Genomic DNA, 26,537 nt, shown 5'->3' on the forward strand with positions numbered 1-26,537 from the left:
GGAGCGAAGGCTGAAACGCTGTGCGAGAACCGGTGGGCATCGCGTTAGCTCCGTTTCAGCAACGCGACCGCGTGCGCGGCAATCGCGAGCCCGCGGCCGAGGTCGTCGATCCCTTCGTTGGTGGTGGCTTTGAGGCCGATCTCGTCTGGGAGCAGCCCGGCGGATTTCGCCAGCGTCGACTTCATCTCCGTGAGCCGGGGCTGGAGCTTGGGTTTTTCGGCAATGACGGTGGCGTCGATGTTCACGATTTCGAAACCGCGTTGGCGGATTTCGGCGCGGACGCGCTGCAGCAGCACCTGCGAATCGATGTTCTTGAAGGCAGGATCGGTGTTAGGGAAAAAGTGTCCGATATCCGGCAGACCGGCGGCGCCTAGCAGCGCGTCGCAAATCGCGTGGGTGAGGCAATCGGCGTCGGAGTGACCCTCGAGGCCGAAATCCACCTCAAACCGCACGCCTCCGAGGATGAGCGGCCGGCCGGCGACGATCCGGTGGATGTCGTAGCCGTGGCCGATGCGAAGGTTCATGCGGCGATCTTCACCGCCGCGCGCGCAAAAACCACGAAAAAGTGTGGGGAGGCAGCCGCGTAGGGCCGCCGTTCACCGGCGGCCGGGAACGAGAACGAGAGCGAGCGCATGTCGAATTCGCGGCCGGTGGCGGATTCGACCAGCTCACCGCAGGCGAGCGCCGGCCCTACGGCTGAGAAGGCCGCGTCAGCGGCTCAGCAGAAACTCCAGATACGCCAGATCGGCGGGCGTGGTGAGCTTCGGGTTCGGATAAGGATTCTCCAGCAGGGCGACGGGTTCGCGCAGCAGCTCGACCGCCGCGGCATCATCCGTGATCCGTCGGCCGAGCGAGACAACCTTGGCGTAGGCGCGGACGATGAGTTCGCGCGAGAAAACCTGCGGTGTCTCCATCGCCCAAAGCTTGGCGCGATCCAGCGTACGCAGCCGCGAGCTGTCGCCAGCTTTGCCGCGGCTCATGATCGTGTGCTCCTTGATCGTGTCGGTGACGCGATGCGCGAGCACAACGGCGTTTTCGCGGCGGACGATCTTGTGCAAAGCGACCAGTTGTTCGGGACGAATCAGCGGCCGCGCGCAGTCGTGGATGAACACGTAGTCGATATCGCCGGGCAGCGAGGAAAGCGCGTTCATCACGGAGTCCTGCCGCTCGCGACCGCCGGCGACGAGCGCGGACGGCGTGGGCGCGTAGGCTGCCAGCTCGGTCATCTGCCGCTGGTCCCGGTAGACCACGACGTAGAAATCCGCGATGCCGCTCGCCATGAAAGCGACGGCGGAGTGAGCGAACACGGGTCGGCCGGCGAGGGGCGCGAGGACCTTGTCGTCGACCGTGCCTTGCATGCGAGAACCGGTTCCGGCGGCGAGAAGGATGGCGGCGGTGCGACTCATGATGAAGTGCGTGAGGTGCGGGGTTGGGGCTGGGGACGAACGAACGTGCCGGCGATCAGCCGGCGTTTTTTTAACCTCGGAACGATTCGCTAGGACTTGAGCTCTGCGAGGATGTCGCGGGCGGCCGCGACCGGGTCCGGCGCCTTGAAGATGGGTCGGCCGATGACGAGGAAATTGGCGCCGGTGCGCGCAGCTTCGGCGGGCGTCATCACGCGGGTCTGATCATCGGCCGCGGCGTCGCGCGGCCGGATGCCGGGGGTGACGAGCGTGACGTCCGACGGCAACGCGGCGCGGAGCGGCGCGATTTCGAGCGGCGAGCAGACAAGGCCGCGCAACCCGGCGTCGACGGCGAGCCGGCCGAGCCGGACCACCTGGGCCTCGGGCGAATCCGGCACGCCGACCTCGTGGAGGTGCACCGCACTCATGGACGTGAGCACGGTGACGCCGAGCAGCAGGAGTTCGGGCGCGTGCTGCTGCTGTGCCTTGGCGGCCCAAGACATCATTTCGCGGCCGCCGCAGGTGTGCAGCGTGAGCATCTTGATGGGGAGGCGGGCGGCGGATTCGACGGCCTTCGCGACGGTGTTCGGGATGTCGTGAAGCTTCAAATCCAGGAAGACGTTATAACCCAGGTCTGCGACCTCGCGCACGCAGTCCGGTCCGCAGGCGGTATACATCTCGAGTCCGATCTTGGCCCAGCGCACGGTGCCGGAGAGTCGCTTCAGTACCGGGGCAATATCGCGCGGAGAGGGTGCGTCGAGGACGAGGATCAGATCGCAAGCCATGGCGTGGGGGATCAGTCATGACGGGAATTTGGTCACAAACGAAGCCGAAAAACCGGCGGCGGCGTGGCAAACAATCCTCCGGCGAGGATTTGTAGGGGCGTCGCGTGCGGCGCCCTGACGCATTGAGATGCGCATCTCGATGGCGCGGACTCTAGGACGGGCGCCGCAAGCGGCGCCCCTACAATTGACGGCCGGTGTGCAGCGGCAGCCAAACCCGGGATTGAAGCGCGGCACGGGGTGTGCGGTAGTTTTCCCCAACCTCTGTGCGCACGCTGACGCTGCAGTCTCCTGCCAAGATCAACCTGATGCTCGCCATCACGGGCCGGCGCGCCGATGGATTTCACGATCTCGTGTCGGTCGTTGCGCCGCTCGCGTGGGGCGACACGCTGGTCGTCGAAGAAGTCGCGGCGGCGAACCACGAGCGCAGCGCCTTTACGCTGACCTGTGACGACCCGGGCGTGCCCATCGATCAGGCGAACCTCATTCTGAAAGCGGCCGAGGCGTTTCGCGCGGCGACCGGGTGGTTGGGTGGGGCGCGGTTCGCACTGACAAAACGCATCCCGGTGGGCGCGGGGCTTGGCGGCGGCAGCAGCAACGCCGCGACGGCCCTGCGCGCGCTCAACACCTTGGCAGCCACGCCGCTGGATGCGGTCGAGCTCGCACGCCTCGCGGCGAGCGTGGGTTCGGATTGCGCGCTATTCCTGCACGATGGACCGGTGGTGATGCGTGGCCGGGGCGACCGCGTGGAGCCGCTGCCGGAGCGGGCCGCGGCGCGATTGCGCGGGCGTGGGTTGCTCGTCTTCAAACCGGCTTTTGCGATTTCGACCGCGTGGGCCTACGGCCGGCTGGTCGCAGCGGCGCCTGGCGGCTACGCCACCGCCACCGCCGCGGAGGAGCGGCTGGCGCGGTGGATGGACGTAGCGGGCGATCGGTCGCGCGACCCGATCGCTGAGCTCGTGTTCAACAACATGGAATCCGCGGCATTTGCGAAGTTTCCGGCGCTGCCGCTGATGTTGGAACGCCTCCTCCGGGAGTTCGGCCTGGCGACCGGAATGAGCGGCAGCGGCAGCGCGTGTTTCGCCTTTCTGCCGGACGACGCGCCGGTCGCGGAGATCTGCGCGGCGGTACGTCGAGCATGGGGAGAATCTGCATTTGTCATTCAGACGCATTTGCAATAAATCCGAATTGACCCCGTCTGCCCCCAACCGCGTTATGGTCGGGCACTGCCGTCGCCACCCCGAAGCCGTCGGTTCAGGGCTTCTTAATGGATACTAGCGTCAAAAACGAATTCACGGTCCAAGGCATCGCCGCCTCGCAGGGCATCGCCTACGGCCAGATCTTCGTTTACATCCAGAGCGACGTCGAGGTGCCGAGTTATCAGGTCGAACCGGAGAAGCGGATCGAGGAGGTCGCGCGGTTCGAGAAGGCGCTGCTGGTGACGCGGCAGCAGATCGCAAAAATCCAGGACGAGGTGGAGCGCAACCTCGGACCCGAGGAGGCACTCATCTTCGATGCCCATCTGCTCGTGCTCGAAGACCAGGCGCTGATCGGCGAGACGATCCGCGAATTCGAGACCACGGGCCGCAACATCGAGACCTGCTTCAACAAAGTCTCGCAGCGCTACATCAAGGCGTTCTCCGAAATCGACGACGAATACCTGCGCGAGCGCGCCGGCGACATCCGCGACGTCGCGCAACGCGTGTTGCAGAACCTGCTCGGCCAGGCGGAGAACTCGCTCACGCGACTGGCCGACAAGCGGATCGTCGTGGCCAACGACATCTCGCCCTCCGATTCCGCCAGCATCGATCGCAGCGCGGCGCTCGGGATCGTCACCGACACCGGCAGCAAGACCAGCCACGCGGTGATCGTGGCGCGTTCGATGAAAGTGCCGGCGGTCGTTGGGCTGCGCGACCTGTCGCACCGCGTGAAGCACGGCGACTGGGCGATCATCGACGGCTACGATGGCGTGGTGATTGTCAACCCGTCGGAGAGCACGCTCTTCCGGTACGGCAAGATTCAGGAGCAGAAGAAGACCTTCGAGAGCCGGCTGCTCAAAGCCAACCAGGAGCCGGCGGTCACGCTCGACGGCGTGCCCGTGACGCTGATGGCGAACATCGAGAAGCCGGACGAGGTGAAGCTCGTGCGCGACTACAATGCCGCCGGCGTCGGGCTGTACCGGACCGAGTATCTGTTCCTCAGCTCATCCCGCGTGCCGAGCGAGCAGGAGCAGTTTCTCGCCTACAAGGCCGTGGCGGAGGGCCTCGCGCCGAACCCGGTGGTGATCCGCACGCTCGATCTCGGCGGCGACAAGCCGATGGCGGGCAATCCGGAGCTGTTCCCGAAGGAGGACAACCCGTTCATGGGTTTCCGGGCGATCCGGTTCTGCCTCGAGCACCAGGATATTTTCCGCGACCAGTTGCGCGCCATCCTGATGGCGAGCGCCTACGGGAAGGTGAAGATCATGTACCCCATGATCAGCGGGCACGAGGAGCTCGCGCGGGCGAATGCGGTTTTGGCGGATTGCATGAGCGACCTGAAGTCGCGCGGCGTGCCATTTGATGAAAACATCCCGGTGGGCGCGATGATCGAGGTGCCGAGCGCGGCCGAGACCGCGGATCTGCTGGCGCCGGATTGCGCGTTCTTCAGCATCGGGACCAATGACCTCATCCAGTATATCCTCGCGATCGATCGCGTGAACGACCGGATTGCGCACCTCTACGAACCGACGCATTGCGCGGTGCTGCGAACGCTGCGGCGGATCGTCGCCGAAGGTCATCGCGGCAAGTTGGAGGTGAGCGTGTGCGGCGAGATGGCCGGGGATCCGGTCTACGCGCCGCTGCTGCTGGGCATGGGCATCGATTGCCTGAGCATGGCGCCGCCGTGGATTCCGTCGGTGAAATACATCGTGCGGGCCATGACCATGGCGGATGCGCGAGCGCTGGCGGAAGAAGCGCTGCAGATGAATTCGCCCCGCGAAATCTACGCCAAGTGCGAGGCGTTTTACCGCGCGCGCGTTTCAGTGGATTGAGAAACGGTGGCACGGGCGTCTCGCCCGTGCAGGTCGCGGATTGGGAACGGCGGCCCACCAGAATCACGGGCGGGACGCCCGTGCCACTCTGCCCGTCTGCCGGCGAAAAGATTCCATCTTCGCACTTCAATTGTGCGCGGTTCGGGCCTAGACTACGGCCAACCCCGAAAGAAAGGAGGTTGTGATGCACCTACAACCCTCGCTCGGCCACGCCGAGGCCTACCTGAACGTTCACCTGAGCCGCGCGGGTCGCCGCCCCTCCGGCCACGAATCCGGACCGTTTGTAACCGTCTCCCGCGAATCCGGCGCCAGCGGGTCGACGTTTGCGCGCGCGCTCGCCACGCGGCTCGATCGCGACCTGCCGGGCGAAACGCCTTGGACGGTGTTCGATCGTAACCTCGTCGAAACGATGCTGCAATCGGAGCATCTCTCGCCGCGGCTCGCGCGTTTCCTGCCCGAAGACCACGTGTCCGAGATCGACGCGTCGATTGGCGAGTTGCTCGGGCTGCATCCGAGCATCTGGAACCTGATTCAGCAAACCAACGAGTTGATGCGGCAGATTGCGCGCACCGGCTACGCGATCCTGGTTGGTCGCGGCGCCAATTGCGCGACCGACGGCATCGGAGGCGGGCTGCATGTGAGACTGGTCGCGCCGGCGGTCGTTCGCTCCGAGCGCACCGCGGCGGAAATGGGGCTCACACCGGAAGGAGCGGTCCACTACAATCTCCGGGTCGAAGCGGCGCGGCGCAATTACGTCCGTTCGGTATTCGCGACCGACATCGATCGGGCGAGCGCCTACGATCTGTTGATCAACGTTGCGACCGTGGATCCGGACCTCGCGGTGGATCTCGCGGTGCGGACGCTGCTGAATCGCGTGGGCGTTCCGACGGTCGCGTGAGCGCACGTCCCACCGACGCGAAAGGTGGAGCGCGTGGCCTCCCAGGCGCTCGCTCGTCGCCGCGTGGCTTTCGCCGTACGGACCGCGTTGTCGTCAACGCCGCGACGAACCGAGACCGCGCTTGGCGGACAAGGCGATCTGCCACGCCAGGCATGTGACGTTGGCAGGAAACGTTCGCGTGCGGGACCGATGCGAGCGCCCGATTTCCGGGCGCCGGTCTACAACTGCGCACGCTGGGTAGCCCGACACGGCGCTCGGGCCGGCTCCCGATGGTGAGCTGACGAACGCCGGCCTATGGTGGTACCAACCACTCCCGTCATGGGTATCGAAACCATTTTGATCGTTCTTGGCGTCGCCATCGTGATTGCTGTCGCCGTTGGCGCGAGCCGCGCGAAGCGCAACGCGCCGGCCACCCAGGCGCCGAAGACCAACGTGCCGTCGTCCGTGCGGAAAAAGCCGTGATGCGCGACAGCAAGAGCGGGAGACCGTGGACTAGGCGGCGACCTGGGGCCGCCTCATTGCGGTGGCTCGCAGCGCTGTGGCTTCACTCAAACCAGCGACGCTACGCTCGTGCCAGCGTGAAGAACGTGTAGCGGTAGTTCTCGTCCCCACCTTCCCGTTGCTCCAGTACGCGCGGAAACTCGTGCCGCCATTCAGGGAACGTGCGATCGCCGTCAACGTGTGCGTGGATCAGCGTGAGGTAGAGTCGCGTGGCGGAAGGCAACGCGATCGCCTCCGCGAACACGCGTTGTCCGCCGCAAACATAGATTTCCCGCCCGTGCGCGCCGGCGGCGGCCAAGCCCGCGGTCAGCGAATGCGCAACCTCGACGCGATCCCCGGCGAGGGAGGTGTTGCGAGTCAGCACCACGGCGCGCCGCTCATCCTCGAGCACGCTGCGCCACGACTGAAAACTGATTCGCCCGAGCACGACGGTGGAGCGTGCGGTGCGCTGCCGGAAAAAGCTCCAGTCTTCGGGAATGCGCCACGGGAGCCGGCCCGCGCGCCCGATCACGCGGTTTTCCGAGCAGGCGACGATCACGTTAAAGGCGGGGAGCATGAAAGGCTGGGCCACACCAAAGCCGTCGGCGGCGTCGAGCGCAATCTTCGCCCGCCACGTCCGTCGTCCTCACGATCGCCGTCCGACCATCGGGTAACCTGTTAGGTTACATGGTGCGGAGATCACGCGGCATCGGCGAACTGCACGTCGACGCGGGCGCGCTCGAAGTCTGCAGCGGCGAGCAGGGGCTGAGGTTTCATCGCGGCGAGCCGCGCGACCCAACCGTCGGGAATCCGTTCGAGTCGCGTCGCGAACTGCGTGGCGATGTCGTTGTAGTACGACCGCGCGAGCGCGATCCGCTGCTCAGTGGTGACGAGTTCGCGCTGCAGCCGGGCGAACGAGTCCTGCGCGGTCAGCTCGGGATAGGCTTCCGCCACGCCGCGGAGAGCGGCCGCGACCCCCGCGAAGTCCGGGCCGGCCACGCCGGGCGGAGTCGCCTGGATCTGGCTGCGCAGCGCGCTGACCGCGGTCTGCGTTGAGCGTTCATGCGTGCTCAGCGCCGACACGACGGAGGTGAGGCTCGGCAGCAAGTCGTGCCGCCGCTTCAGCTGCACCTCGATGAGCGACCACGCTTGCCGGACCCGATTGCGCAGCGAGACAAGGCTGTTGAACACCATCCAGGTCCAGCCCAGCGCCCAGCCGCCGAGATAGCCGCCGAGCGCGATGGCCAGCGGAGCGAACGACCCCGGGGGAAGATTTTGCATCGCGAACAACGCAGCGCCGACCGCTGCGACGAGTCCCAGCGCCCAGCAAACCCAGGAACCGACGGCGAGCCGCGTCTGCACGCTTCTTTCGGTGCGCGTGCTGATCAGGAACAGCGGTGCGTTGCGGTCCTGCGCGATCTCCGGCGCGACCACGTCGGCCCGCTCGCGGGCTTGCCCGACGACGTAAAGTGACGTGTGCAGCGCCAGCCCGCGCTCGACAAACCGCCGTCGATGATCGGAGTTTGCCACCGCGTGATCCGGACCTTTGGCGTAGTAAAGCGGATCGCCACGATTCACCGTCTGCTCGAAGAGGGTCTGCGCTTCGACCTTCGCGCCGGCGGGGCGGATGAGCACGGCGCCCGTGTCGTCGCGCAGATAAAAATCCTGCGTCTCGCCGCCATGCGCGACGGTGGTCCAGCCGCTCTCGTGCCGCGTGCGGGTCCGGCTTTTGCCCTCCTTGTCGGTGTAGGTCTCCGTCACCGTGCGGGACCAATGTTCCTGCACCTCGTAGTCGAAGTGCACGCAGGTCGCGCCGCTGAGATAACCGCGCAGGGGCGCCGACGATTCGGCGGTGCCGGCGACCTCAACGAGCCCGATGAATACGCCCTGGGTCTTCGACGTGGGCAGATCATGCAGCAGCCGCTGCTTCCGCCGCAGGTGCAGACTCCCGAGGAGAAACGCGCCCGCGGCGACGCCGCACAGCACGACGGGAAGCGGATTGGAACCGTCCATACGCGAAGGTTGTGGCGCACCGCGGGGATTTTTCCAAGCGCGACCAGTGCATCGCGCACCGAAGTTCCCCTTGAGGGCTCTCTTCAATCACGTCCAAAGAGTAACCTAATAGGTTACTTCGCCTAAGGAGAAGCCGCTGCGAAGAGTAACCTAATAGGTTACTCTTTTGCGGCGCGCTGGAGAGCTGGGAGGCGCAGGGCGGCGGGAGGGAAGGTGGGCGGAAAGCGCGGCCAGTCGCGAAGCTGCGGCCTTGCGCTTGTGTCGGCGCACAACGTTCGCAAGCTCCCGCCATGCTTATCGGAATCCCCAAAGAGATCAAAACCGGCGAGACGCGTGTCTCGATGACGCCCAGCCTTTGCCGCCGCTGCGTGAAGAGCGGAGCCAAAGTGCTGGTGGAAAAATCGGCGGGCGTGCGCGCCGGCTTCGCGGATGCGGAGTATCGCGCCGCCGGCGCCACGCTCGTCGGCTCGGCCGCGAAAGTCTGGAAATCGGTCGACCTGATTTTGAAGGTCAAGGAGCCACTAGCTTCTGAATACGACCTCATGCAGGAGGGCCAGACACTGTTTACCTACCTGCATCTCGCCGCGGGGCCGGAACTCGCGAAGGCGCTGCAGCGCAAACGTATCCTCGGGATCGCGTATGAAACGGTTGAGACCGCGGATGGACAATTTCCGCTGTTGAAGCCGATGTCGCACATCGCCGGCCGGCTCTCGATCCAGATTGGCGCGTATTTCCTCCAGACCCAGCACGGCGGCTCGGGTGTGTTGCTCGGTGGCATTCCCGGCACGATGCCCGGTCACGTGGTGGTCGTGGGCGCGGGCAACTCCGGCGCGCATGCGGTGCAGATGGCGGCCGGGATGGGCGCGCGCGTGACGGTGCTCGATCTCGAAACCCGCAAGCTCGAGGCGCTCGACATGGAATATCGCGGGCGCGTGGTCACCCTGGTCGCGAATCCGGCGAACATCGAAGCGGCGGTAGCCGATGCCGATCTGCTCGTGGGCGCGGTGCTGATTCCCGCGGCGAAGGCACCGATCGTGGTGACGCGCAAGATGGTCGCTCGCATGCGGCCGGGCAGCGTGATCGTCGACATCGCGATCGACCAGGGCGGCTGCATTGAAACGGTTCGTCCAACCTCGCACGAGAAGCCGGTGTACCAGGAACTCGGCGTCATCCACTACGCGGTGCCGAACATGCCGGCGCTGGTGGGCCGCACCTCGACGCTGGGGCTCACGCAGGCGACGGAACGCTACGTCGCGATGCTCGTGGAAAAAGGCCCGGAACGGGCGCTAGCCGAGTCTCCCGGTCTCGCCAAAGGCGTGAACACGCGCGACGGCCGGATCGTGAACGAAGCCGTGGCACACGCGCTGGGCTATGGCCGGGCGGAGAGCTGAGCGTCCCGAGCTTAGAGCCGATCGGGTTGAGCGTTCAGGGTTGAGAGTTGAGGATCCGAGCCTGGCTGCGGGCGGCGCGCGGCGAAGGCTGCGCCCGTCGAGCGCGGCTCCATCGGATCGGCTGTAGGCTGGCGATGGAACGAAAAAGCCCGCCGGGTACGGCGGGCTGTCTCTGCAAATGAGCCGGCGTGAAAACCGGAGACTCCACGGATCGAGGCGTTGCGGACGAGACGCCCGCGCTGCCCGCCTCAGTTCGCCGGGACGATCGTGATGCTCTCGATCTCGACGCGGTCGATCGGCGTGCTCTTTTCACCGCCACCGCCGTGCTCGGTCGGGACCGTCGCGATCCGCTCCAAAACGTCGTCGCCTTTCACGAGTTCGCCGAACGCGGTGTATTGCCGGTCGAGGAACTTGGCGTCGCCATGGCAGATGAAGAACTGGCTGCCGGCCGAATCGGGATGCGCCGAGCGCGCCATCGAGATGACGCCGCGGACGTGCGACTTGGTGTTGAACTCGGCCTTGATCTTGTAGCCCGGGCCGCCGGTGCCTGGCATGCCGGTCTCGCCCTGGCGCGTGTTGGGACAGCCGCCCTGGATCATGAAGCCCTTGATGATCCGGTGAAACGCTGTGCCGTCATAGAACTTCTCGCGCGCGAGTTTCTTGAAGTTCTCGACCGTCTTCGGTGCGACGTCGGGCCAGAAGGCGAGTTCCATTTCGCCGTACGTGGTCTTGATGATGGCGTGTTCCTTGGCGGGTGCGGAGGTGCTCATGAAGGCGGCAAGGAACGCAGGCCCGCATGTCCGCGCAAGAACCAAATCGGATCCGTCGATCTTGGCCCGCGAATCACGCGAATGGCCGCGAATGAACCGCCATGGGCCGCGTCGCGAGAGGCTCGCCGCGCCTCCGACCGAAGGGTGGCGAGTTGCGTCGGTGAACCAGCGCCTTCGCGCCCGTTCGTGTGATTCGCGGGCAGCTCCGATTGCGTCCGCCAATTGCGTCTCGTTTTCGTGCCTGTCGTGTGTTTCGTGGTGGGCGCTTCCTCATGCGGCTTCGGCATCTCACGCTCCGGCATTTCCGCAACGTCGGGTTTGCCGCGCTCGCATTCAGCGGGCGGCAGCAGTTCCTGGTCGGGCTGAACGGTCAGGGGAAGACGAACCTGCTCGAAGCAGCGGGATTTCTCACCGCGCTACGCTCGTTTCGCACGACTGACAACAAGCTGCTGATCCAGCACGGACAGCACACCGGCGCAATCAGCAGCGAGCTGACGCATGAACAGCTCGGAGACACGAAGCTCACGATTAAGCTGCGCCGTGACGGCAAGGAACTTTGGAGTGATGCCACGCGCGTAACGCGGCTGGCCGATCACCTCGGCCGGTTTCCCACCGTCGTGTTTTCGTCGCAGGACCTGCATCTGGTCCGCGGCGCGCCGGCGCTGCGGCGGCGCTGGCTGGACCTGACGCTCGCGTCGATGGACGCCGGCTATCTGCGCGCATTGCAGACGTATTCGCGTGCGCTTGCCGACCGCAATGCGCTCCTCAAACGCGGCAACGCGGCAGATGCCGAGCTCGACGCCTTCGAGCAGCAACTCGCGCCGGCGGCAGTCGCGCTGCTGGCGACGCGCACGGCGGCCCTCGCGCTGCTCGGCGCGAAACTTGCCGTCGCCTACGACCGGCTGTGCGCTGGTGACGCGGCCGAAAAGGTGGGATTGCACTACGAACCGAGTTTTGACGGACCCTCGACCGAGGCGTGGCTCGCGCGATTCGAGTCGAGTCGGGGGCGCGACGCGCAGTTTCGTACCACGCTGGTCGGGCCGCATCGCGATGATTTCAGTTTCGTCGTGCGCGGGACGGCGGCGAAGGATTTTGCATCGGAAGGCCAGCAGCGCTCGCTCGTGCTGGCGTTGCGACTGGCGCAGGCGGAGTGGGGACACGAGAAGAGCGGCACACGGCCGGTGTTGCTGGCGGACGACGTGCTCGGAGAACTCGACCCGCTGCGCCGCCGCCGTTTCTGGGCGAGCATCGATCCGGAATCACAGATCCTCGCCACCGGCACGAGTCTGCCGGACGCCGAGCTCGGCGAATGGCAGGTGTTCGAGGTGAAGAGCGGGGAATTCGAGGCCGCGGCCGAGACGCCCGAGTTGTAGGATTGGCTTTATGTCGCGGAAAGCGTGACGAGGGAGTCGCGCTCCCAATCGAGCCCGCAGCTTCGTAGGCGCGTCGGTTTCGAAGCGAACGGCACGGCGATGCCGTGCGGCTGCGCTGCAACTTGTCAGCCAGGAGAACGACAGGCAGAGGCAGATGATGCATTTCGAACTCTGGCAATGGGTGCTCGCGGTGATCGGGGCGCTGCTGGTGGGCGTTTCCAAGACGGGCATTGCCGGGCTCGGCATGCTGTTCGTGGTGATTTTCGCGCAGATCATGCCGGCGAAGCAGGCGACCGGCGTGGTGCTGCCGCTACTGATCTTCGGCGATATCATTGCGGTTGCATCGTATCGGCAGCACACGCAATGGCGGTTCCTGTGGCGGCTGTTCCCGTGGACGGCGATCGGCGTGGTGATCGGATTCGTTGCGCTGGGCCGGATCGACGACCGGCAGGCGCAGGTGATGATCGGGCTGATCGTGCTCAGCTTGCTGGCGCTGCATGTGGGACGGCGCGTGATAAAGCCGAAGGCAGCAGGGATCAAACCGCAGAATGTAGCCGCGTCGGTTACGGCGCGGTCCGCACCGCGGAGCGGTGCGGCTACGGGGCAGAATGATACGAGCGTTTGGAGGGCGGGGTCGCCTGACCCCGCCGCGAAAACGGTGATCACGGCGGGGTCGGGCGATCCAGCCGTACAACCGCAAGAGGCGTCGCACGGCTGGTGGTTCGCGCCGACCATTGGTGTGCTCGCGGGGTTCACGACACTCGTGGCGAACGCCGCCGGGCCGCTGATGGTCATTTACCTGCTGGCGATGCGGCTGCCGAAGATGGAGTTCGTCGGCACGGGCGCGGTGTTCTTCCTGTTGCTGAACCTGTTCAAGGTGCCGTTCATGGTGAACCTCGGATTGATCAATGGCGGCAGCTTCGCGCTGAATCTCTGGCTCGCGCCGGCGGTGTTTCTCGGCGCGTGGATCGGGCGCAAGATTCTCCTGCGCATCAATCAGCGGCTGTTCGAGAATCTTGCGTTGGCATTGAGCGCGGCGGCGGGGGTGAAGCTGTTGTGTTAAGCCCGGAAACCACCACGGATTGCTCGGATTGCCGCGGATGGACGAGGTGCGGATGCGGACCGTCCTGTGCCAGGCCGCGGAAACCGGGAGATACTCGATGGTGATTCGCGCCGAGTTTTTGCCACGTGAAGAGCGCGGAGGAGGTGATTTTCTTCTTCGCGTTCTCCGCGGTCTCTGCGTTTAAGGGTTGTCATGGCGCGCATGAATGTCCGGCAGATGTGGGCGGCGAAGCTCGCGGGGAAACCTCTCCCGGCGCCCTCGCGACTGCCCGTCGGCGCGGCCGCGACGGCCGAAGCGGCGCTCGGGTTGCGTCCGCGAACCGCGTTTGCCGGTCGCGTGCTCGGGATCGATCCGTCGCTGCGCGGTACCGGGCTGGCGTTGATCGAGTTCGCGCCGGGCCGGGCGCCGGTGCTGCTGCGCTGCCAGACGGTGCGCGTTTCGGCGCGGCTGCCGATGGCGCAGGCGCTGGCGGAAATCCACCGTGCGGTGCTCGCGTTTTTGGACGGCACGGAGGTGCGGCATGTTGCGCTCGAGCAGACGATCTTCGTGCAGAACTTCCAGACGGCACAAATCCTCGGCGCCGCGCGCGGCGCGGCGATGGCGGTCGCGGCGTTGCAGGGCCGGCCGGTGTTTGAGTATGCGCCGCTCCGCGTGAAGCAGGCGGTGGTCGGCGCGGGCCGCGCGAGCAAGGAACAGATGGCGCGGACCGTGATGGCCCTGCTCGGCCATGGCCGGCCGCTGGCGTCGGACGAAGCCGATGCCGCGGGCGTGGCGCTCTGCCACGCGTTCACTTGGCGGGAGTAGAGCCTCTGCCATGCGGTGCCTCAACTGCAGCGAGGAATTCACCGGCCGGTATTGTCCCCACTGCGGCCAGCGCAGCGGCGTCACACGGCTGACGATGCGCACGTTGCTCGACTACGTGACTGAACTGGCGAACTGGGAACGCGGTTTGATGCACACGGCGGCCGCGCTGCTGCGGCGACCGGGCGGCACGATCGAGGACTACCTCGCGGGCAAGCGGGCGGATTACGTGAATCCGGCAAAGTTTCTGGCGCTCATGGTTTCACTCGCATTGATCGCCTTTTGGTTCGCCAGCATTCCGCCGGAGGCGAACCAGCAGCACGCCGAAATCGCGGCGGGCATTGCGCGGGCGATGGACCGGTTCGGCAACGCGCTGCTGCTGCTCACCGTGCCGTGGTTCGCGCTCGGCACGCGCTGGTGCTTCCGTGCGAAAAGGCTGAATTATGCGGAGCATCTTGCGATGAACGCCTATGTGTTCGGCGAACAGAATCTGTTTTCGCTGGCGGTGCTGCCGTTCCATCATTTCGGCCAAACAGCCGCGGGGATCGCGGACGCCGTCTACTTCACGGTGATCGTCGGCTATTTCGCCGTGGTGCTGCGCGGTGTGGTCGCGAAGGCGTGGTGGTCGGCGATCACCGGCGCGGTGCTGATCACGGCGGTCGTTTACGCGATTTTCTACGCTGCGCTCGCTGCGGTTGTGTGGGTGATCCTGTAACTCATTATGTATGCAACGGTTAAATGCCTGGCGGCAATCCGTGCGCAGCGAAAGACAAGGCGGGGTATTGCCGTGCGCGCACGAGAAGCGCATGCTCGCCAACTCACATGAGTGAAGAAGGTTCTTCGTCCTATTTTGCGTTTCGTCCCAAGCTGATGGACTGCCTGCGCGGCTACTCGCGCGACCGGTTCATGAGCGATCTGGCTGCCGGCATCACCGTCGGCGTGGTGGCTTTGCCGCTGGCGATGGCGTTTGCCATCGCCTCCGGCGTGCCTCCGCAGGCCGGCATTTTCACCGCCGTCGTCGCGGGTTTCATCATCTCCGCGCTGGGGGGAACGAGGGTGAACATCGGCGGCCCGACCGGCGCGTTCATCGTCATTCTCTACGGAATCTACGCGAAGTATGGGGCGGAGAACCTCGCGATCTGCACCATCATGGCGGGAGTGATCCTGTTCCTGATGGGCTTCGCGCGGCTGGGGAGCATGATCAAGTTCATCCCGTATCCCGTGACGATGGGGTTTACCTCGGGCATCGCGGTGCTGATCTTCAGCACGCAGATCAAGGACTTCCTCGGGCTGTCGGTCGAAAAGGTGCCGTCGGAATTCATGGAGAAGATGATGGTGCTCGGCGAGCATCTGGGCACGACCCAGTGGCCGACCCTGGTGCTGGCGCTGGCTTCGCTGGCAATCATCATTTTCTGGCCGAAGGGCTGGCAGCGGCGCGTGCCCGGCTCGATCGTCGCGCTGGTGGTCGGCACGGTGGCGGCGATGCTGCTCAAGCTGCCGGTCGAGACGATCGGCAGCCGGTTCGGCGACATTCCGCAGGCGCTGCCCGCGATCCAGTTCCCCACCATCGAATGGGCGAACCTCCGCAACCTCATCCAGCCGGCGACCACGATCGCGCTGCTGGCCGCGATCGAATCGCTGCTGTGCGCGGTGGTGGCCGACGGCATGATCGATGACCGGCACGATTCGAATCAGGAGCTGATGGCGCAGGGTCTGGCGAACATCGCGGCGCCGCTGTTTGGCGGCATCGCGGCGACCGGCGCGATCGCGCGCACGGCGACCAACGTGAAGTCCGGCGGCCGCACGCCGATCGCGGGCATCATCCACGCGATCACGCTGCTCGGCATCATCCTCGTGGCCGCCCCGCTCGCGAAGTTCATCCCGCTGGCGACGCTGAGCGCGGTGCTGGTGAACGTGGCGCTGAACATGGGCGAGTGGCACAATTTCGCGCGGTTGCCGAAGTGGCCGCGCAGCGATGCGCTGGTGTTTCTCACCGCCTTCGGGCTGACGGTCATCATCGACCTCACGGTCGCGGTCGAGATCGGCATGGTTCTCGCGGCGGTGTTGTTCATCAAGCGCGTCAGCGAGACGAGCCAGATCACCGCGGTGGACGAGGCGACGGAGACGGAAGGCTCGCACCATTCGCTGGTCGGCAAACAGATTCCGGAACGCGTAATGATCTACCGGATGTTTGGAGCGTTCTTCTTCGGGGCCGCGGACAAGCTCGAGAGCGCGCTGCGCCGCGAGAAGCAGGAGCCGGACGTGCTGATCCTGCGCATGCGGAAGGTCATGGCGATCGATGCCACGGGCTTGAATGCGCTGGAGGATCTCTACGAACGGCTGCGCCGGAAGGGGAAGAGTCTGGTACTGAGCGCACCGCACACGCAGCCGATGTTCGTGATGGAGAACGCGGGATTCCTCGAGCGGATCGGGCGCGAGAATGTTTGTCCGCACATCGACGCCGCGCTGGAGCGCGCGCGGGAAATCCTCGGACTGCCGCCGGTAGCGATGCCGAAGGATCCGCTTGAAGACGAGCGGCGACGGTTGCAGCAAGCGCGGCAGGAACTGAGCAGCGCGATCGAGCGGGCGGACCAGGCGCTCAATCCGGACGGCAAACCGTCGGACGAGCAGGCAAAAAAATGATCGCGCCCGGCGGCCGACAGCGGTAACGCGAGTTCGACGATGTATCTCAACGTCATCCAACTCGCGGAGTCCTTCGGCGTCGCCGAGAGCGTCGTCGAGAGCTGGATCCGCGACGAAGGGCTGCCGTGTGTGCGCGACAGCGGTCGGTTGATGTTCGATCGCGCGCAAGTCGTGGCGTGGGCGGCGGAGCGCGGGCTGGTGGCGAAGGCTGGCTTCCTGGCGGACCAACCTGCCGCGGCCGGACCGGCCAGCCGGCTGGAATCTTGGCTGCGGATCGGCGGCATTTGGCGCGACGTGCCCGCGGGCAGCGTGCGCGACGTGCTGAGCCGCGTCGTGGAAAAGCTGCCGGGGGCGACACCGACGGTGCGACAATTTCTGGCCCAGCGCGTGCAGGCGCCGGGCGGGATCACTTGGGCGGCGGTCGGCCACGGGCTCGCGCTGCCGCACCTGCGCTCGCATGTCGCGCTTGGCCGCGAAGCCGGCCTGCTCGCGATGCTGTTCTTGCGTGACCCGGTGTCGCTTGACGGCGAGGAAGCGCCGGACGGCGTGCCGGTAAACCGGCTGCTGTTTTTCGTCGCGCCGACGCCGCGGGCGCATCTCGAGTTGCTGGCGCATCTGAGCGCGGCGTTGTCGCGCGGATCGTTGCGGCAGCTCGTGCGTGACGCGGCGGGCGATCAGGAAATTTTCGCTGCGGTGGCCGCGGCGGAAGCCGAGGCGGCGCACCGGAGCCGGAAAGCCTGAGCCGGATGAGCGAGCCGCAAACCGAACCAGAACCTATTCGGCCGGCGGTCCTCGCCGGCCGAGCGAGCGCGCAGGGCGCCGCGGCCGCCCGGCGGTCGCTAACAGTGAAGCGAGTTGGGTTCGGAAGCCCGGCCGGCGGCGAGCGCCGGCCCGAGAGCACTGGGTTGAAGGGAGTGTGTGGCACGGGCGTCCCGCCCGTGGAGGGTGGTTCACGCAATCGGCATGGGCTGGAGGCCCATGCCACGACACGGGCGGGACGCCCGTGCCACGACGAACATCGATGAGCATCGGAATCCTGCTGCTGTTCGCCGCCATCGCGTTCGCCGGAGCGATTGCGGTCGCGTGGCGCGCGCCGCGCGCCTGGCTGGGCTTCACGTTGCTCGGAGCGGCGGCGGCGTTCGTGGCTGGCGCCCGCGTGCTGGTGAGCGGCGCGGCGTGGGACTGGCGCTCGACCTGGGTGCTCGGCGGCGAGAACCTGCACGTGCGGCTCGACGCGGTGAGTGCATTTTTCCTGGTGCTGCTCGCGGTGGTGGGCGGCGCGGCGAGCGTGTATTCGCGCGAATACTGGTCGGACCGCGCGCATCCGCGGTCGGCGCGGTCGGGCCGCGCGTGGTGGACGCTGCTGCTGGCCACCATGGGCGCGGTGCTCGTGGCGGCCAACGGGCTCCATTTTCTGATCGCGTGGGAACTGTTCGCGGTCAGCGGGTATTTTCTGATCACGCGCGAGCGCCAGCGGCGCGAGGTGCGGGCGGCGGGCTGGCTGTATTTCGCGGCGTCGCATGCGGGCACGCTGTGTCTATTCGGGTTTTTCACGCTGCTGGCGGCGCGGACGGGCAGCTGGGATCTCGGTGCGATGCAGGACCGGCGCGAACTCGCGCCGCTGTTCTGGCTCGCGCTGGTGGGCTTCGGAGTGAAGGCGGGACTTTTCCCCCTGCACATCTGGCTGCCATCGGCGCATGCGAACGCGCCGAGCCACGTGTCGGCGATTCTGTCCGGAGTGGCCCTGAAGATGGGGATCTATGGACTGGTGCGGTTCAGCGGCTGGCTGCCGGTGCCGGTGGCGGCGGGCTGGGTGATCGCGCTGCTCGGCGTGGCGAGTGCCGTGCTCGGCGTGGCGTTCGCGCTGGGCCAGCACGATCTGAAGCGGCTGCTGGCTTATCACAGCGTCGAGAACATCGGGATTATTCTGATCGGACTCGGATTCGCGCTGGTGGCGACGGCCAATGGCGAACCGGCGTGGGGTCGGCTGGCGCTGGCGGGCGGGTTGCTGCACATCTGGAATCACGGGCTGTTCAAGGCGCTGTTGTTTCTCGGCGCCGGTTCGGTGCTGCACGCCACCGGCACGCGCGAAATGAGCCGACTCGGCGGACTCTGGCGGACGATGCCGTGGACGGCGGGCTGCTTCACGCTCGGCGCGGTGGCAATTTCCGGGCTGCCGCCGCTCAACGGGTTCGTGAGCGAGTGGCTGGTGTTCCTCGGACTCTTCGATGCGGCGGGTGCGGGCGGATTGCCGGCCTGGGCGGCGGTGCCGGCGGCGATCCTGCTCGGCATGACGGGTGCGCTGGCGCTGGCGTGTTTCGCGAAAGTCTGCGGCGTCGTCTTCCTCGGGCTGCCGCGGAGTGCCGTGGCCGAGCACGCGCACGAGTCGGGCCCGCTGATGCGCGGACCGATGCTACTGCTTGCGGCGTGCTGCGTCGCGATCGGACTCGCGCCGGTGTTCTTCTGGCCGGCGCTGGCGCATGCGATCGATGCGTGGCGGCCGGCGTGGAGTGGGGCGGTGGCGCTGGCCAACGACGCGGGCGGCGCGCGACTCAACCCGGAGCAGGCGCCGCTGGCCGCGCTCGGGGCGTGTCACGTGGCGCTGGCGGGATTGGGCGTGGTGCTGGCGTGGGTATTGTGGCGGCAGGTGCGGCGCAACGGGGTGACGCGGTTCATGACGTGGGACTGCGGCTATGCGGCGCCGACGCCGCGGATGCAGTATACCGCGGGCTCGTTCGCGGAAATCCTCACCGGCTGGTTCAGCTGGATCCTGCGGCCGCAGGCGCATGTGGAGCGGCCAGTCGGGCCGTTTCCGAAGCGCGCCGAACATCGCGTGCACACGCCAGAGACGGTGTTGGAGTTCGTGATTGAGCCGGTGGGACGCGTGGTGCTCGCGATTTCGGGCGCGGTGCGGAGGCTGCAGCACGGCCGGCTGCAGTTCTACATTCTCTATTTGTTTGTCGGTGTGGTCGCGATCGCGCTGCTGGCACTGACGGGAGGTGGAGGATGAACGTTAGGCTGGGAGGTACGCGATGAGACTGGCGTTCGATCTGATCTTCCGGCTGGCGCTGTGGCTGCTGATCGCGCCGTTGATTCCCGGCATCATCAACAAGGTGAAGGCCTGGGTGGCGGGCCGGCGCGGTCCGCCGGTGCTGCAGCTCTATTATGACCTCGGGCGGTTGTGGCAAAAAGGCGTGGTGCTGAGCACGGTCGTTTCGCCCGGCCATGTGACCGGACCGGCGATCGCGTGGGTGGCGTTGGCGGGGGCGGCGATGTTGCTGCCGGTGGGTTCGCTGTGGTCGACCGTGGTGTTCCGCGGGGATGCGTTTCTGTTCATTTATCTGCTCGCGCTGGCGCGATTTTGCACGGTGAGTGCGGCGCTCGACACCGGCTCCGCCTTCGAAGGCATGGGCGCGGCGCGCGAGGTGAGTTATGCGGTGATCGCGGAGGCGGCGCTGATCGCGGGACTGCTGGCGCTCGCGCGGCAGAGCGGCAGTTTGGCGCTGGCGGAGATGTTGGCGCCGTCGGCGGGGGCCGGTGCGGCGCTGCTGGGCGCGGGATTGTTCACGGTCCTGCTCGCCGAAAACAGCCGCGTGCCGTTCGACGATCCGAACACGCATCTCGAGCTGACGATGGTGCACGAGGCGATGGTGCTGGATCACAGCGGTCCGCCGTTGGCGGCGATCCTGCACGGCGCGGCGCTGAAATTATTGATCTTCTCCGTGCTGCTGGCGGAGGCGGTGCTGCCGATCGGAAAACTGCCGCCTCTCGCCGCATTCGCGGCGCTGGGCGCGGCGGTGCTGGCGATCGCGGTGGCGGTTGGGCTGGTCGAGTCTCTGATGGCGCGCGCGGCGTTCAAGCGCGTGCCGCTGCTGCTGACGACCGGTTTCTTGCTGTGCCTGTTTGCGCTGCTCGCCGCGTGGAAGAGCGCGGAAGCGACGCGGGATGAAGTGCGGCGCGATCAGGCGGTTTCCGGCGCGCTCGGAGAGCGCGCCCTACCGACGCTGCCGCGCCCGGGAGATTTCAGAGTCGTAACGCGACCTTCTGGTGGAGGTGGCAGAGTGGAAGGAGGATGTTCATGAACAGCACGCTGAATCTTCTCATCGGATTGGCGATGGGGCTAAACCTGCTCGCGCTCGCGAGCGGGCGGTTGCCGTCGGTGATTCGTGCGGTCGCCGTGCAGGGCATGGTGCTGGGCGTGCTGCCGCTGTTGAGCGAAGGTCATGCGCACTGGTTGGTCTGGCTGGTGGCGGCGGGCACGGTCGTCGTGAAAGGTTTCGTGATTCCGAACCTGCTCACGCGAGCGATGCGCGCGGCGAATATCGATCGCGAGATCGAGCCCTTCCTCGGGTTCGTGCCCTCGCTGCTGCTCGGCGCGGCGGGCACGATCGCCGCCGTCGCGGGCGCGCGGGCGCTGCCGCTCCTGCCGCAACACGCGGACACGCTGCTCGTGCCCGGCGCATTGGCGACGGTGTTGACGGGGCTCCTGCTGCTGATCGGCCGCTCGAAGGCGATTTTGCAGGTGTGCGGCTATTTGATGCTCGAGAATGGCGTCTACCTGTTCGGGCTCCTGCTGATCGAATCCACGCCGCTACTCGTCGAGTCGGGCATCCTGCTCGACCTGACGGTGGGCGTGTTCGTGATCGGAATCATCGTCGACCGGATCCAGCGCGAGTTCGATACGCTGGATACGCGGAAGCTGACGGTGCTGCGAGAGTGAAGGGAATGAGACTTATGGGACTTATAGGACGAATGGGACCTATATCCGGAAAACCGGGGAGACACGGCCGTGCGTGAAATCGGGCTCATCGTCGTGCCGCTGGTGGCGGCGGTGATCGCGTTCGCCTGGCGCAGCGAGCGGGGACGGCCATGGCTGCTGCCGATCGGGGGCGCGGTGCACACGCTGCTCTCCTTCTGGCTCCTGGTGCGGCCGCCGACGGTCGCGGCCGGCGCGTGGTTCGGTTTCGATCCCGTCGCGCGTGCGGTGCTGCCGGCGGTATCGTTGTTGTTCCTGGTGTGCTCCGCGTACGGCGTCGCTTACCTGCGGCTGCGGCCGGAGCGGAAGAACCGGGTTTTCGTCGCGGCGATGCTGGCCGTGCTGGGCTTGCTCAGCGCCGGTCATCAGGCGCGACATCTGGGCGCGCTCTGGATTGCGACGGAGGCGGTCACACTCGCGGCGGTGCCGTTGCTGCACTTCAACGGCACGGGCCGTGCGTTCGAGGCCACTTGGAAATACCTGCTCGTGGGCGGCACGGGCATCGCGCTCTCGCTGCTCGGCTCGTTCTGCCTCGGCTACGCATCGCTGCATGGCGGGGGTGAAGGGGACCTTACCTTCGCGGCATTGATCGCGCAGGGACCAGGATTGTCGCGCGCGTGGGTGATCGCGGCGTGGGTGCTGCTGCTCGCCGGCTACGGCACGAAGATGGGGCTCGCGCCGATGCACACCTGGAAACCGGACGCGTATGGCGAGGCGCCGGCGATTGTCGGAGCGATGCTCGCGGGTGGCGTGACGACAGTGGCGTTCACCGCGGTGTTGCGCGTGCGCGCTGTGATGGACGCGGCGGGGGTGGGTTTGGTCGCGGACCGGACGCTGCTGGCGATCGGACTGTTTTCGATGATTATTGCGGCGCTGTTCCTGCTGGGCACACGCGATTTCAAACGGATGCTGGCTTACTCCAGCGTCGAGCACATGGGGATTCTGAGCGTTGGCGCGGCGCTCGGCGGCGCGGGCGTGGCGGCGGCGCTGTTTCATGTGTGGAGCAACAGCCTCACCAAAGGCGCGCTGTTTCTCAGCGCCGGCAACATCCGCCGGGCGGCGGGCGGCCGGACGCAGGATGACGTTGCCGGGATGGCGCTGCTCACGCCGGTGTCGGCGCGAATTTTCGTGATCGCGTTGCTCGCGATCACGGCGTGTCCGCCGTTCGGACCTTTTTTCAGCGAACTCCGGATCGTGCGCACGGCGTTCGCGACGGGGCACACGACGGGCGCGGCCATGTTTCTGGGCGGGTTGCTCTTCGCATTCCTGGGGCTGACGCGGCTGGTATTTGCGATCGTCGATGGGCGGCCGAAAACCGCTACGCAGCCCATGACGCAGCGGTTTCGTGAAACGGCGAGTGTGATCGTGCCGCCGCTCATCCTGTTGGCGCTGTCGCTATGGGTGGGTGTGGCGACGCCGCAGGTGTTGCGCGAGGCGTGGACCACCGCGGCGCAAGCGATCTTCCCCACGCCATGAAGCTGCCGCTGGAAAACCTGTTGCTGCTGGGCTCGCTCGCCGGCTACGCGGCGGGGGTGGTGCTGGCGTTGCTCTGCGTGCGGCGGGAACGGCTGGCGGCGCTGGTCGGTTTCGGTGCTCCGGCGCTCGCGGCGCTGGCCGGACTCGTGGCGGCGCTGCGATTGCTCTTGGGCGGGGTGGGCGCTCCGCTGCCGCGGTTCGAATTCATCCCGCCACTGTTTCCCTTTCTCACGCTGACGGTGCGGGTCGATGCGCTCGGCGCGTTTTTCCTCGTCGTCTCGTCGCTGGCGGGACTGGCGATTTCGATCTACTCGATCGGCGCGGCGAAAGGGCTGGCGGGTCGCGGCAACGTCGGCGTGCTCGCGGCACTGTTCAACGCGTTGTTGTTGGCGACCGCGCTGGTGTTCATGGCGGGTGACCTCTGGCTGTTTCTCGGGGCTTGGGAACTCATGGCCCTGACCGCCTACGGGCTGGTGAGCTTCGCGCATGAACAGCCAGAGACGCGCCGGGCCGGCGTGCTCTACTTCATCATGTCGCACCTCGATGCCGCGTGCGTCGTGCTCGGGCTGCTGCTGCTGTTTCAGGCCTCAGGCTCGACGAGCTTTGACAGCTTGCACGCGATCGGCGGGCACATGGCGCCGGGCAAGCGCGACGCGGCGTTCGTGTTGTTCCTGCTCGGCTTCGGCATCAAGGCCGGCATCGTGCCGCTGCACATCTGGCTGCCTGCGGCGCATCCGGTCGCGCCGAGCAACGTGTCCGCGTTCATGTCCGGGGTGCTGATCAAGTCCGGCATCTACGGATTGATCCGGGTCAGTTTCGATTTTCTCGGCACGCCGCCCGGCTGGTGGGGCATGACGGTGCTCGTGATCGGAACCGTCAGCGCGGTGCTGGGCGTGCTCTACGCGCTGATGGAGCATGACCTGAAGCGGCTGCTCGCTTATCACAGCATCGAGAACATCGGGATCATCCTGATGGGCGTGGGGACGTCGTTGCTGTTCCTGCACAGCGGCCACACGGCGCTCGCGACGCTGGCGCTGATCGCGGGGCTATACCACACGATCAACCACGCGACGTTCAAGGGACTCCTCTTCCTGGGCGCCGGCGCGGTGCTGCACGCGACGCACACCCACAACATGGAGGAGATGGGTGGGCTGGCGAAGCGGATGCCGCAGACGGCGTTCTGCTTCCTGATTGGCGCGGTTGCGATCTCCGCCCTGCCGCCGCTCAATGGATTCGTCAGCGAGTGGCTCACGTATCAGTCGCTGCTGCAGGGCTTCGATGCCTCGCAAAGCCTGGAGCGGCTTGTGCTGCCGTTGAGCGGTGCGATGCTGGCGCTGACGGGAGCGCTCGCGGCGGCCTGCTTCGTCAAGGCTTACGGCGTCACGTTTCTCGCGCAGCCGCGCAGCGAGGCCGCGGCGCACGCGCAGGAAGCCGGCCCGATGCTGCGGTTCGGCATGGCGGTGCTGGTCGTCGCATGTGTGCTGCTCGGACTTTTCCCGACGACGGTCATCCGGCTGCTCGACCCGGTGACGCAGCTGCTCACCGGCCAGCAACTCAGCGGGCAGCTCAGCCTCGCCAATGGGCTGGTGCTGACGTCGCTCACCGAAAAGACCGGCACGATCTCGACGCTCGGGCTGGTGCTGCTGGCGATCGGGCTGCTGCCGATTCCGTTTGTCCTCCGGTGGGTGTTGGCGCGGAACACCCGGACGCGGCGGGCGCCGACGTGGGATTGTGGGCTGCGCGGACTCACGCCGCAGATGGAATACACGGCGACCGGATTCTCGAAGCCGATCCGGATGATCTTCAAGGCGCTGTTCCTGCCGCGGCGCGACGTGCAGCGCGAATACGACTTTTCGCCGCATTTCGCCACGAAGCTCCAGTTCGAGAGTCACGTGGAAGAGGTTTTCGAATCGCACTTCTACCGGCCGGTGCGGCTGCAGATCCTCCGCGCGTCGCGCCGGATCCGGACCCTGCAGGCGGGCAGCATCCACGCCTACCTGCTCTACATGTTCGTCACCCTGGTGGCGCTGCTGCTGTTCGCCCGATGAAACTGGAACTCATCGGTCTCGTCGGGCAAACGGCGCTGTTACTCGGGCTGGCGCCGCTGGTCAGCGGGGTGATCAAGAACTGGAAGGCGAAGCTCCAGAACCGCCGTGGGCCGCGCGTGTGGCAGCCGTATCTGGACCTGTTGAAATTCCTGCGGAAGGACATGGTCGTGTCGGAACACGTCTCGTGGATTTTCGGGGTGACGCCGGTGGTGCTGCTCCTCACGGCGCTCGCGGCTGGGCTGCTGGTGCCGATGATCACGGTGCAGGCGCCGATGGACCTGTTCGGGGATGCGCTGGCGTTGGTTGGGTTGCTGGCGCTGGGTCGGTTCTGCCTCGCGCTGAGCGGGCTCGATCCGGCCAGCACGTTCGGGGGAATGGGCAGCAGTCGCGAGATGACGATTTCCGCGGTCGCCGAGCCGGCGATGATGCTGGCGATCTTCGCCGTGGCGCTCACGGCGGGTTCGACGAATCTCAGTCACATCGTGCAGGCGAGCGAGGGGTTCGGCTGGAACTTCCTCGATCCGGCCCACGCGCTGGCCTTCGCGGCCATGTTCGTGGTGTTGCTGGCCGAGACCGGACGGATTCCGGTGGATAACCCGGCGACGCACCTCGAACTGACGATGATCCACGAGGCGATGTTGCTCGAATATTCCGGCCGGCATCTGGCGCTGATCGAGTGGGCCGTGTCGGTCAAGCAACTGGTGTTGATGGCGCTGCTGGCGAACATCTTTTTCCCGCTTGGATTGGCCGGGGAGGCGACCCCGGCGGCGCTGGCCCTCGGGCTGGGGTTCTTCGCGGTGAAGCTGCTCCTGCTGGCCGGTGCGATCGTGCTGGTCGAGTTCACCAACGCGAAGCTGAGGCTGTTCCGCGTGCCGGACCTGCTGAGCACCGCGTTCATCCTCGCGACGCTCGCGCTCGTCTCGAGTTTTCTCTTCCGATGAACCCGCCCGTCGCCGACACCAGTTCCCAACTCATCACGCTCTTTGCCTCCGTGATGCTGGTGCTGCAGCTGCTCATTGTGGTGCAGCGGATGCTGATCACGAACATCCGGCTGTTCGCGATGCAGTCGCTGCTGCTGGCCGCCATCGCGGCGGTGGTGGGCTACACCTATGGCGCCTGGCACGTGTATGTCGTGGCGGTGCTGACGCTCCTGGGCAAGGTGCTGTTTCTGCCCTGGTGGCTGCACCGGCTCGTGCGTCAGATGAAGGTGGAGCAGGAAGTGCAGCCGTTTGTGAACATGCCGGCCTCGATGCTGATCTGTGGGGCGCTCACGGTGTTGGCCTGCGTGGTCGCGCGGCCGTTCACCTCACTCGAGCGCCTCGGCAGCAACACCCTGGCGGTCGCGCTCGCGCTGCTCCTGACTGGTTTTTTCCTGATGATCAACCGGCGGAAGGCGATCACCCAGGTGCTGGCGCTGCTCACGATGGAAAACGGCATGATGCTCGCGGCGATCGCGCTGACGACCTACGGCATGCCGTTCGTGGTCGAGATCGGCATTTTCTTCGACGTCGTCGTCGCAGTGATGGTGCTGGGCATCCTCGTGTTCAGGATACGAGAATCGTTCGCCTCGATGGATGTGAGCAAGCTGAACAAACTGAAGTGGTGAACT

General features: G+C 66.3%; 24 protein-coding genes. 18 read left to right on the forward strand and 6 right to left on the reverse strand.

Features of this window, described 5'->3' with window-relative positions; translation table 11 throughout:
* Window positions 1–44: 44 nt before the first annotated feature.
* From ispF to pyrF, 3 genes are all read right to left on the reverse strand, one after another.
* Complete coding sequence (gene ispF, locus OTER_RS12360) at window positions 45–524, reverse strand: 2-C-methyl-D-erythritol 2,4-cyclodiphosphate synthase (RefSeq protein WP_012375256.1); 480 nt, start codon at window positions 522–524, stop codon at window positions 45–47.
* 186 nt (window positions 525–710) lie between these two features.
* A complete protein-coding gene (locus tag OTER_RS12365) occupies window positions 711–1,406 on the reverse strand; it encodes an IspD/TarI family cytidylyltransferase (protein ID WP_012375257.1) in 696 nt (231 codons plus the stop codon).
* Window positions 1,407–1,495: 89 nt separating this feature from the next.
* Window positions 1,496–2,188: an orotidine-5'-phosphate decarboxylase gene (gene pyrF / locus OTER_RS12370; protein ID WP_012375258.1), complete on the reverse strand. Its 693-nt coding sequence runs from the start codon at window positions 2,186–2,188 to the stop codon at window positions 1,496–1,498.
* Window positions 2,189–2,451: 263 nt separating this feature from the next.
* Between pyrF and ispE the strand changes: the two genes are divergently transcribed.
* From ispE to OTER_RS26190, 4 genes are all read left to right on the forward strand, one after another.
* On the forward strand, window positions 2,452–3,366 hold the full coding sequence (ispE, locus tag OTER_RS12375) for a 4-(cytidine 5'-diphospho)-2-C-methyl-D-erythritol kinase (RefSeq protein WP_012375259.1): 915 nt from the start codon (window positions 2,452–2,454) through the stop codon (window positions 3,364–3,366).
* An 86-nt stretch (window positions 3,367–3,452) separates the two neighbouring features.
* On the forward strand, window positions 3,453–5,216 hold the full coding sequence (gene ptsP / locus OTER_RS12380) for a phosphoenolpyruvate--protein phosphotransferase (protein WP_012375260.1): 1,764 nt from the start codon (window positions 3,453–3,455) through the stop codon (window positions 5,214–5,216).
* 184 nt (window positions 5,217–5,400) lie between these two features.
* Window positions 5,401–6,114, forward strand: a complete 714-nt coding sequence (locus tag OTER_RS12385; RefSeq protein WP_012375261.1) for a cytidylate kinase-like family protein — start codon at window positions 5,401–5,403, stop codon at window positions 6,112–6,114.
* Window positions 6,115–6,432: 318 nt separating this feature from the next.
* Window positions 6,433–6,576, forward strand: coding sequence for a hypothetical protein (locus tag OTER_RS26190; RefSeq protein ID WP_158305426.1), 144 nt, complete (start codon window positions 6,433–6,435; stop codon window positions 6,574–6,576).
* A gap of 100 nt (window positions 6,577–6,676) precedes the next feature.
* On the opposite strand, the gene OTER_RS12390 is transcribed toward OTER_RS26190, so the two are convergent.
* Together OTER_RS12390 and OTER_RS12395 are read right to left on the reverse strand one after the other, a co-directional pair.
* Entirely contained in the window at window positions 6,677–7,171 is a 495-nt protein-coding gene (locus OTER_RS12390; protein ID WP_012375263.1) for a dihydrofolate reductase, read from the reverse strand.
* Window positions 7,172–7,293: 122 nt separating this feature from the next.
* Window positions 7,294–8,607, reverse strand: a complete 1,314-nt coding sequence (locus tag OTER_RS12395; RefSeq protein WP_012375264.1) for a LemA family protein — start codon at window positions 8,605–8,607, stop codon at window positions 7,294–7,296.
* Window positions 8,608–8,897: 290 nt separating this feature from the next.
* Here OTER_RS12395 and ald point away from each other — a divergent pair, with 290 nt between their 5' ends.
* Window positions 8,898–9,998, forward strand: a complete 1,101-nt coding sequence (ald, locus tag OTER_RS12400; protein ID WP_012375265.1) for an alanine dehydrogenase — start codon at window positions 8,898–8,900, stop codon at window positions 9,996–9,998.
* A 248-nt stretch (window positions 9,999–10,246) separates the two neighbouring features.
* Here the strand turns inward: ald and OTER_RS12405 are convergent, their stop codons facing one another.
* On the reverse strand, window positions 10,247–10,768 hold the full coding sequence (locus OTER_RS12405) for a peptidylprolyl isomerase (RefSeq protein ID WP_012375266.1): 522 nt from the start codon (window positions 10,766–10,768) through the stop codon (window positions 10,247–10,249).
* 272 nt (window positions 10,769–11,040) lie between these two features.
* On the opposite strand from OTER_RS12405, the gene recF reads away from it, so the two are divergent.
* From recF to OTER_RS12470, 13 genes are all read left to right on the forward strand, one after another.
* The gene (gene recF / locus OTER_RS12410) at window positions 11,041–12,141 is read left to right on the forward strand and encodes a DNA replication/repair protein RecF (RefSeq protein WP_012375267.1); all 1,101 of its coding nucleotides are present in this window, start codon (window positions 11,041–11,043) and stop codon (window positions 12,139–12,141) included.
* Window positions 12,142–12,298: 157 nt separating this feature from the next.
* Entirely contained in the window at window positions 12,299–13,204 is a 906-nt protein-coding gene (locus tag OTER_RS12415) for a sulfite exporter TauE/SafE family protein (RefSeq protein WP_012375268.1), read from the forward strand.
* 192 nt (window positions 13,205–13,396) lie between these two features.
* The gene (locus tag OTER_RS12420; RefSeq protein WP_044891747.1) at window positions 13,397–14,008 is read left to right on the forward strand and encodes a crossover junction endodeoxyribonuclease RuvC; all 612 of its coding nucleotides are present in this window, start codon (window positions 13,397–13,399) and stop codon (window positions 14,006–14,008) included.
* 10 nt (window positions 14,009–14,018) lie between these two features.
* Window positions 14,019–14,720: a DUF3667 domain-containing protein gene (locus tag OTER_RS12425; RefSeq protein ID WP_012375270.1), complete on the forward strand. Its 702-nt coding sequence runs from the start codon at window positions 14,019–14,021 to the stop codon at window positions 14,718–14,720.
* A gap of 107 nt (window positions 14,721–14,827) precedes the next feature.
* Window positions 14,828–16,648, forward strand: coding sequence for a SulP family inorganic anion transporter (locus tag OTER_RS12430; RefSeq protein ID WP_012375271.1), 1,821 nt, complete (start codon window positions 14,828–14,830; stop codon window positions 16,646–16,648).
* A 39-nt stretch (window positions 16,649–16,687) separates the two neighbouring features.
* On the forward strand, window positions 16,688–17,389 hold the full coding sequence (locus OTER_RS12435; RefSeq protein WP_012375272.1) for a PTS sugar transporter subunit IIA: 702 nt from the start codon (window positions 16,688–16,690) through the stop codon (window positions 17,387–17,389).
* A gap of 280 nt (window positions 17,390–17,669) precedes the next feature.
* Entirely contained in the window at window positions 17,670–19,658 is a 1,989-nt protein-coding gene (locus tag OTER_RS12440; RefSeq protein WP_012375273.1) for a proton-conducting transporter transmembrane domain-containing protein, read from the forward strand.
* A 22-nt stretch (window positions 19,659–19,680) separates the two neighbouring features.
* The gene (locus tag OTER_RS12445; RefSeq protein WP_012375274.1) at window positions 19,681–20,730 is read left to right on the forward strand and encodes a respiratory chain complex I subunit 1 family protein; all 1,050 of its coding nucleotides are present in this window, start codon (window positions 19,681–19,683) and stop codon (window positions 20,728–20,730) included.
* Entirely contained in the window at window positions 20,727–21,368 is a 642-nt protein-coding gene (locus OTER_RS12450) for a hydrogenase (protein ID WP_012375275.1), read from the forward strand. The genes OTER_RS12445 and OTER_RS12450 overlap by 4 nt, the downstream gene beginning before the upstream one ends.
* A 69-nt stretch (window positions 21,369–21,437) precedes the next feature.
* Window positions 21,438–22,880 (forward strand): complex I subunit 5 family protein, encoded by a 1,443-nt coding sequence (locus OTER_RS12455; RefSeq protein ID WP_012375276.1) that lies wholly within the window; start codon window positions 21,438–21,440, stop codon window positions 22,878–22,880.
* Window positions 22,877–24,928, forward strand: a complete 2,052-nt coding sequence (hyfB, locus tag OTER_RS12460) for a hydrogenase 4 subunit B (RefSeq protein ID WP_012375277.1) — start codon at window positions 22,877–22,879, stop codon at window positions 24,926–24,928. The genes OTER_RS12455 and hyfB overlap by 4 nt, the downstream gene beginning before the upstream one ends.
* Window positions 24,925–25,869, forward strand: a complete 945-nt coding sequence (locus tag OTER_RS12465; RefSeq protein ID WP_012375278.1) for a respiratory chain complex I subunit 1 family protein — start codon at window positions 24,925–24,927, stop codon at window positions 25,867–25,869. The genes hyfB and OTER_RS12465 overlap by 4 nt, the downstream gene beginning before the upstream one ends.
* Window positions 25,866–26,534 carry an NADH-quinone oxidoreductase subunit K gene (locus tag OTER_RS12470; protein ID WP_012375279.1) on the forward strand — a complete coding sequence of 223 codons (669 nt, stop codon included), beginning with the start codon at window positions 25,866–25,868 and terminating at the stop codon, window positions 26,532–26,534. The genes OTER_RS12465 and OTER_RS12470 overlap by 4 nt, the downstream gene beginning before the upstream one ends.
* Window positions 26,535–26,537 lie beyond the last annotated feature (3 nt).

It is taken from the genome of Opitutus terrae PB90-1, from assembly GCF_000019965.1.
Lineage (GTDB): Bacteria > Verrucomicrobiota > Verrucomicrobiia > Opitutales > Opitutaceae > Opitutus > Opitutus terrae.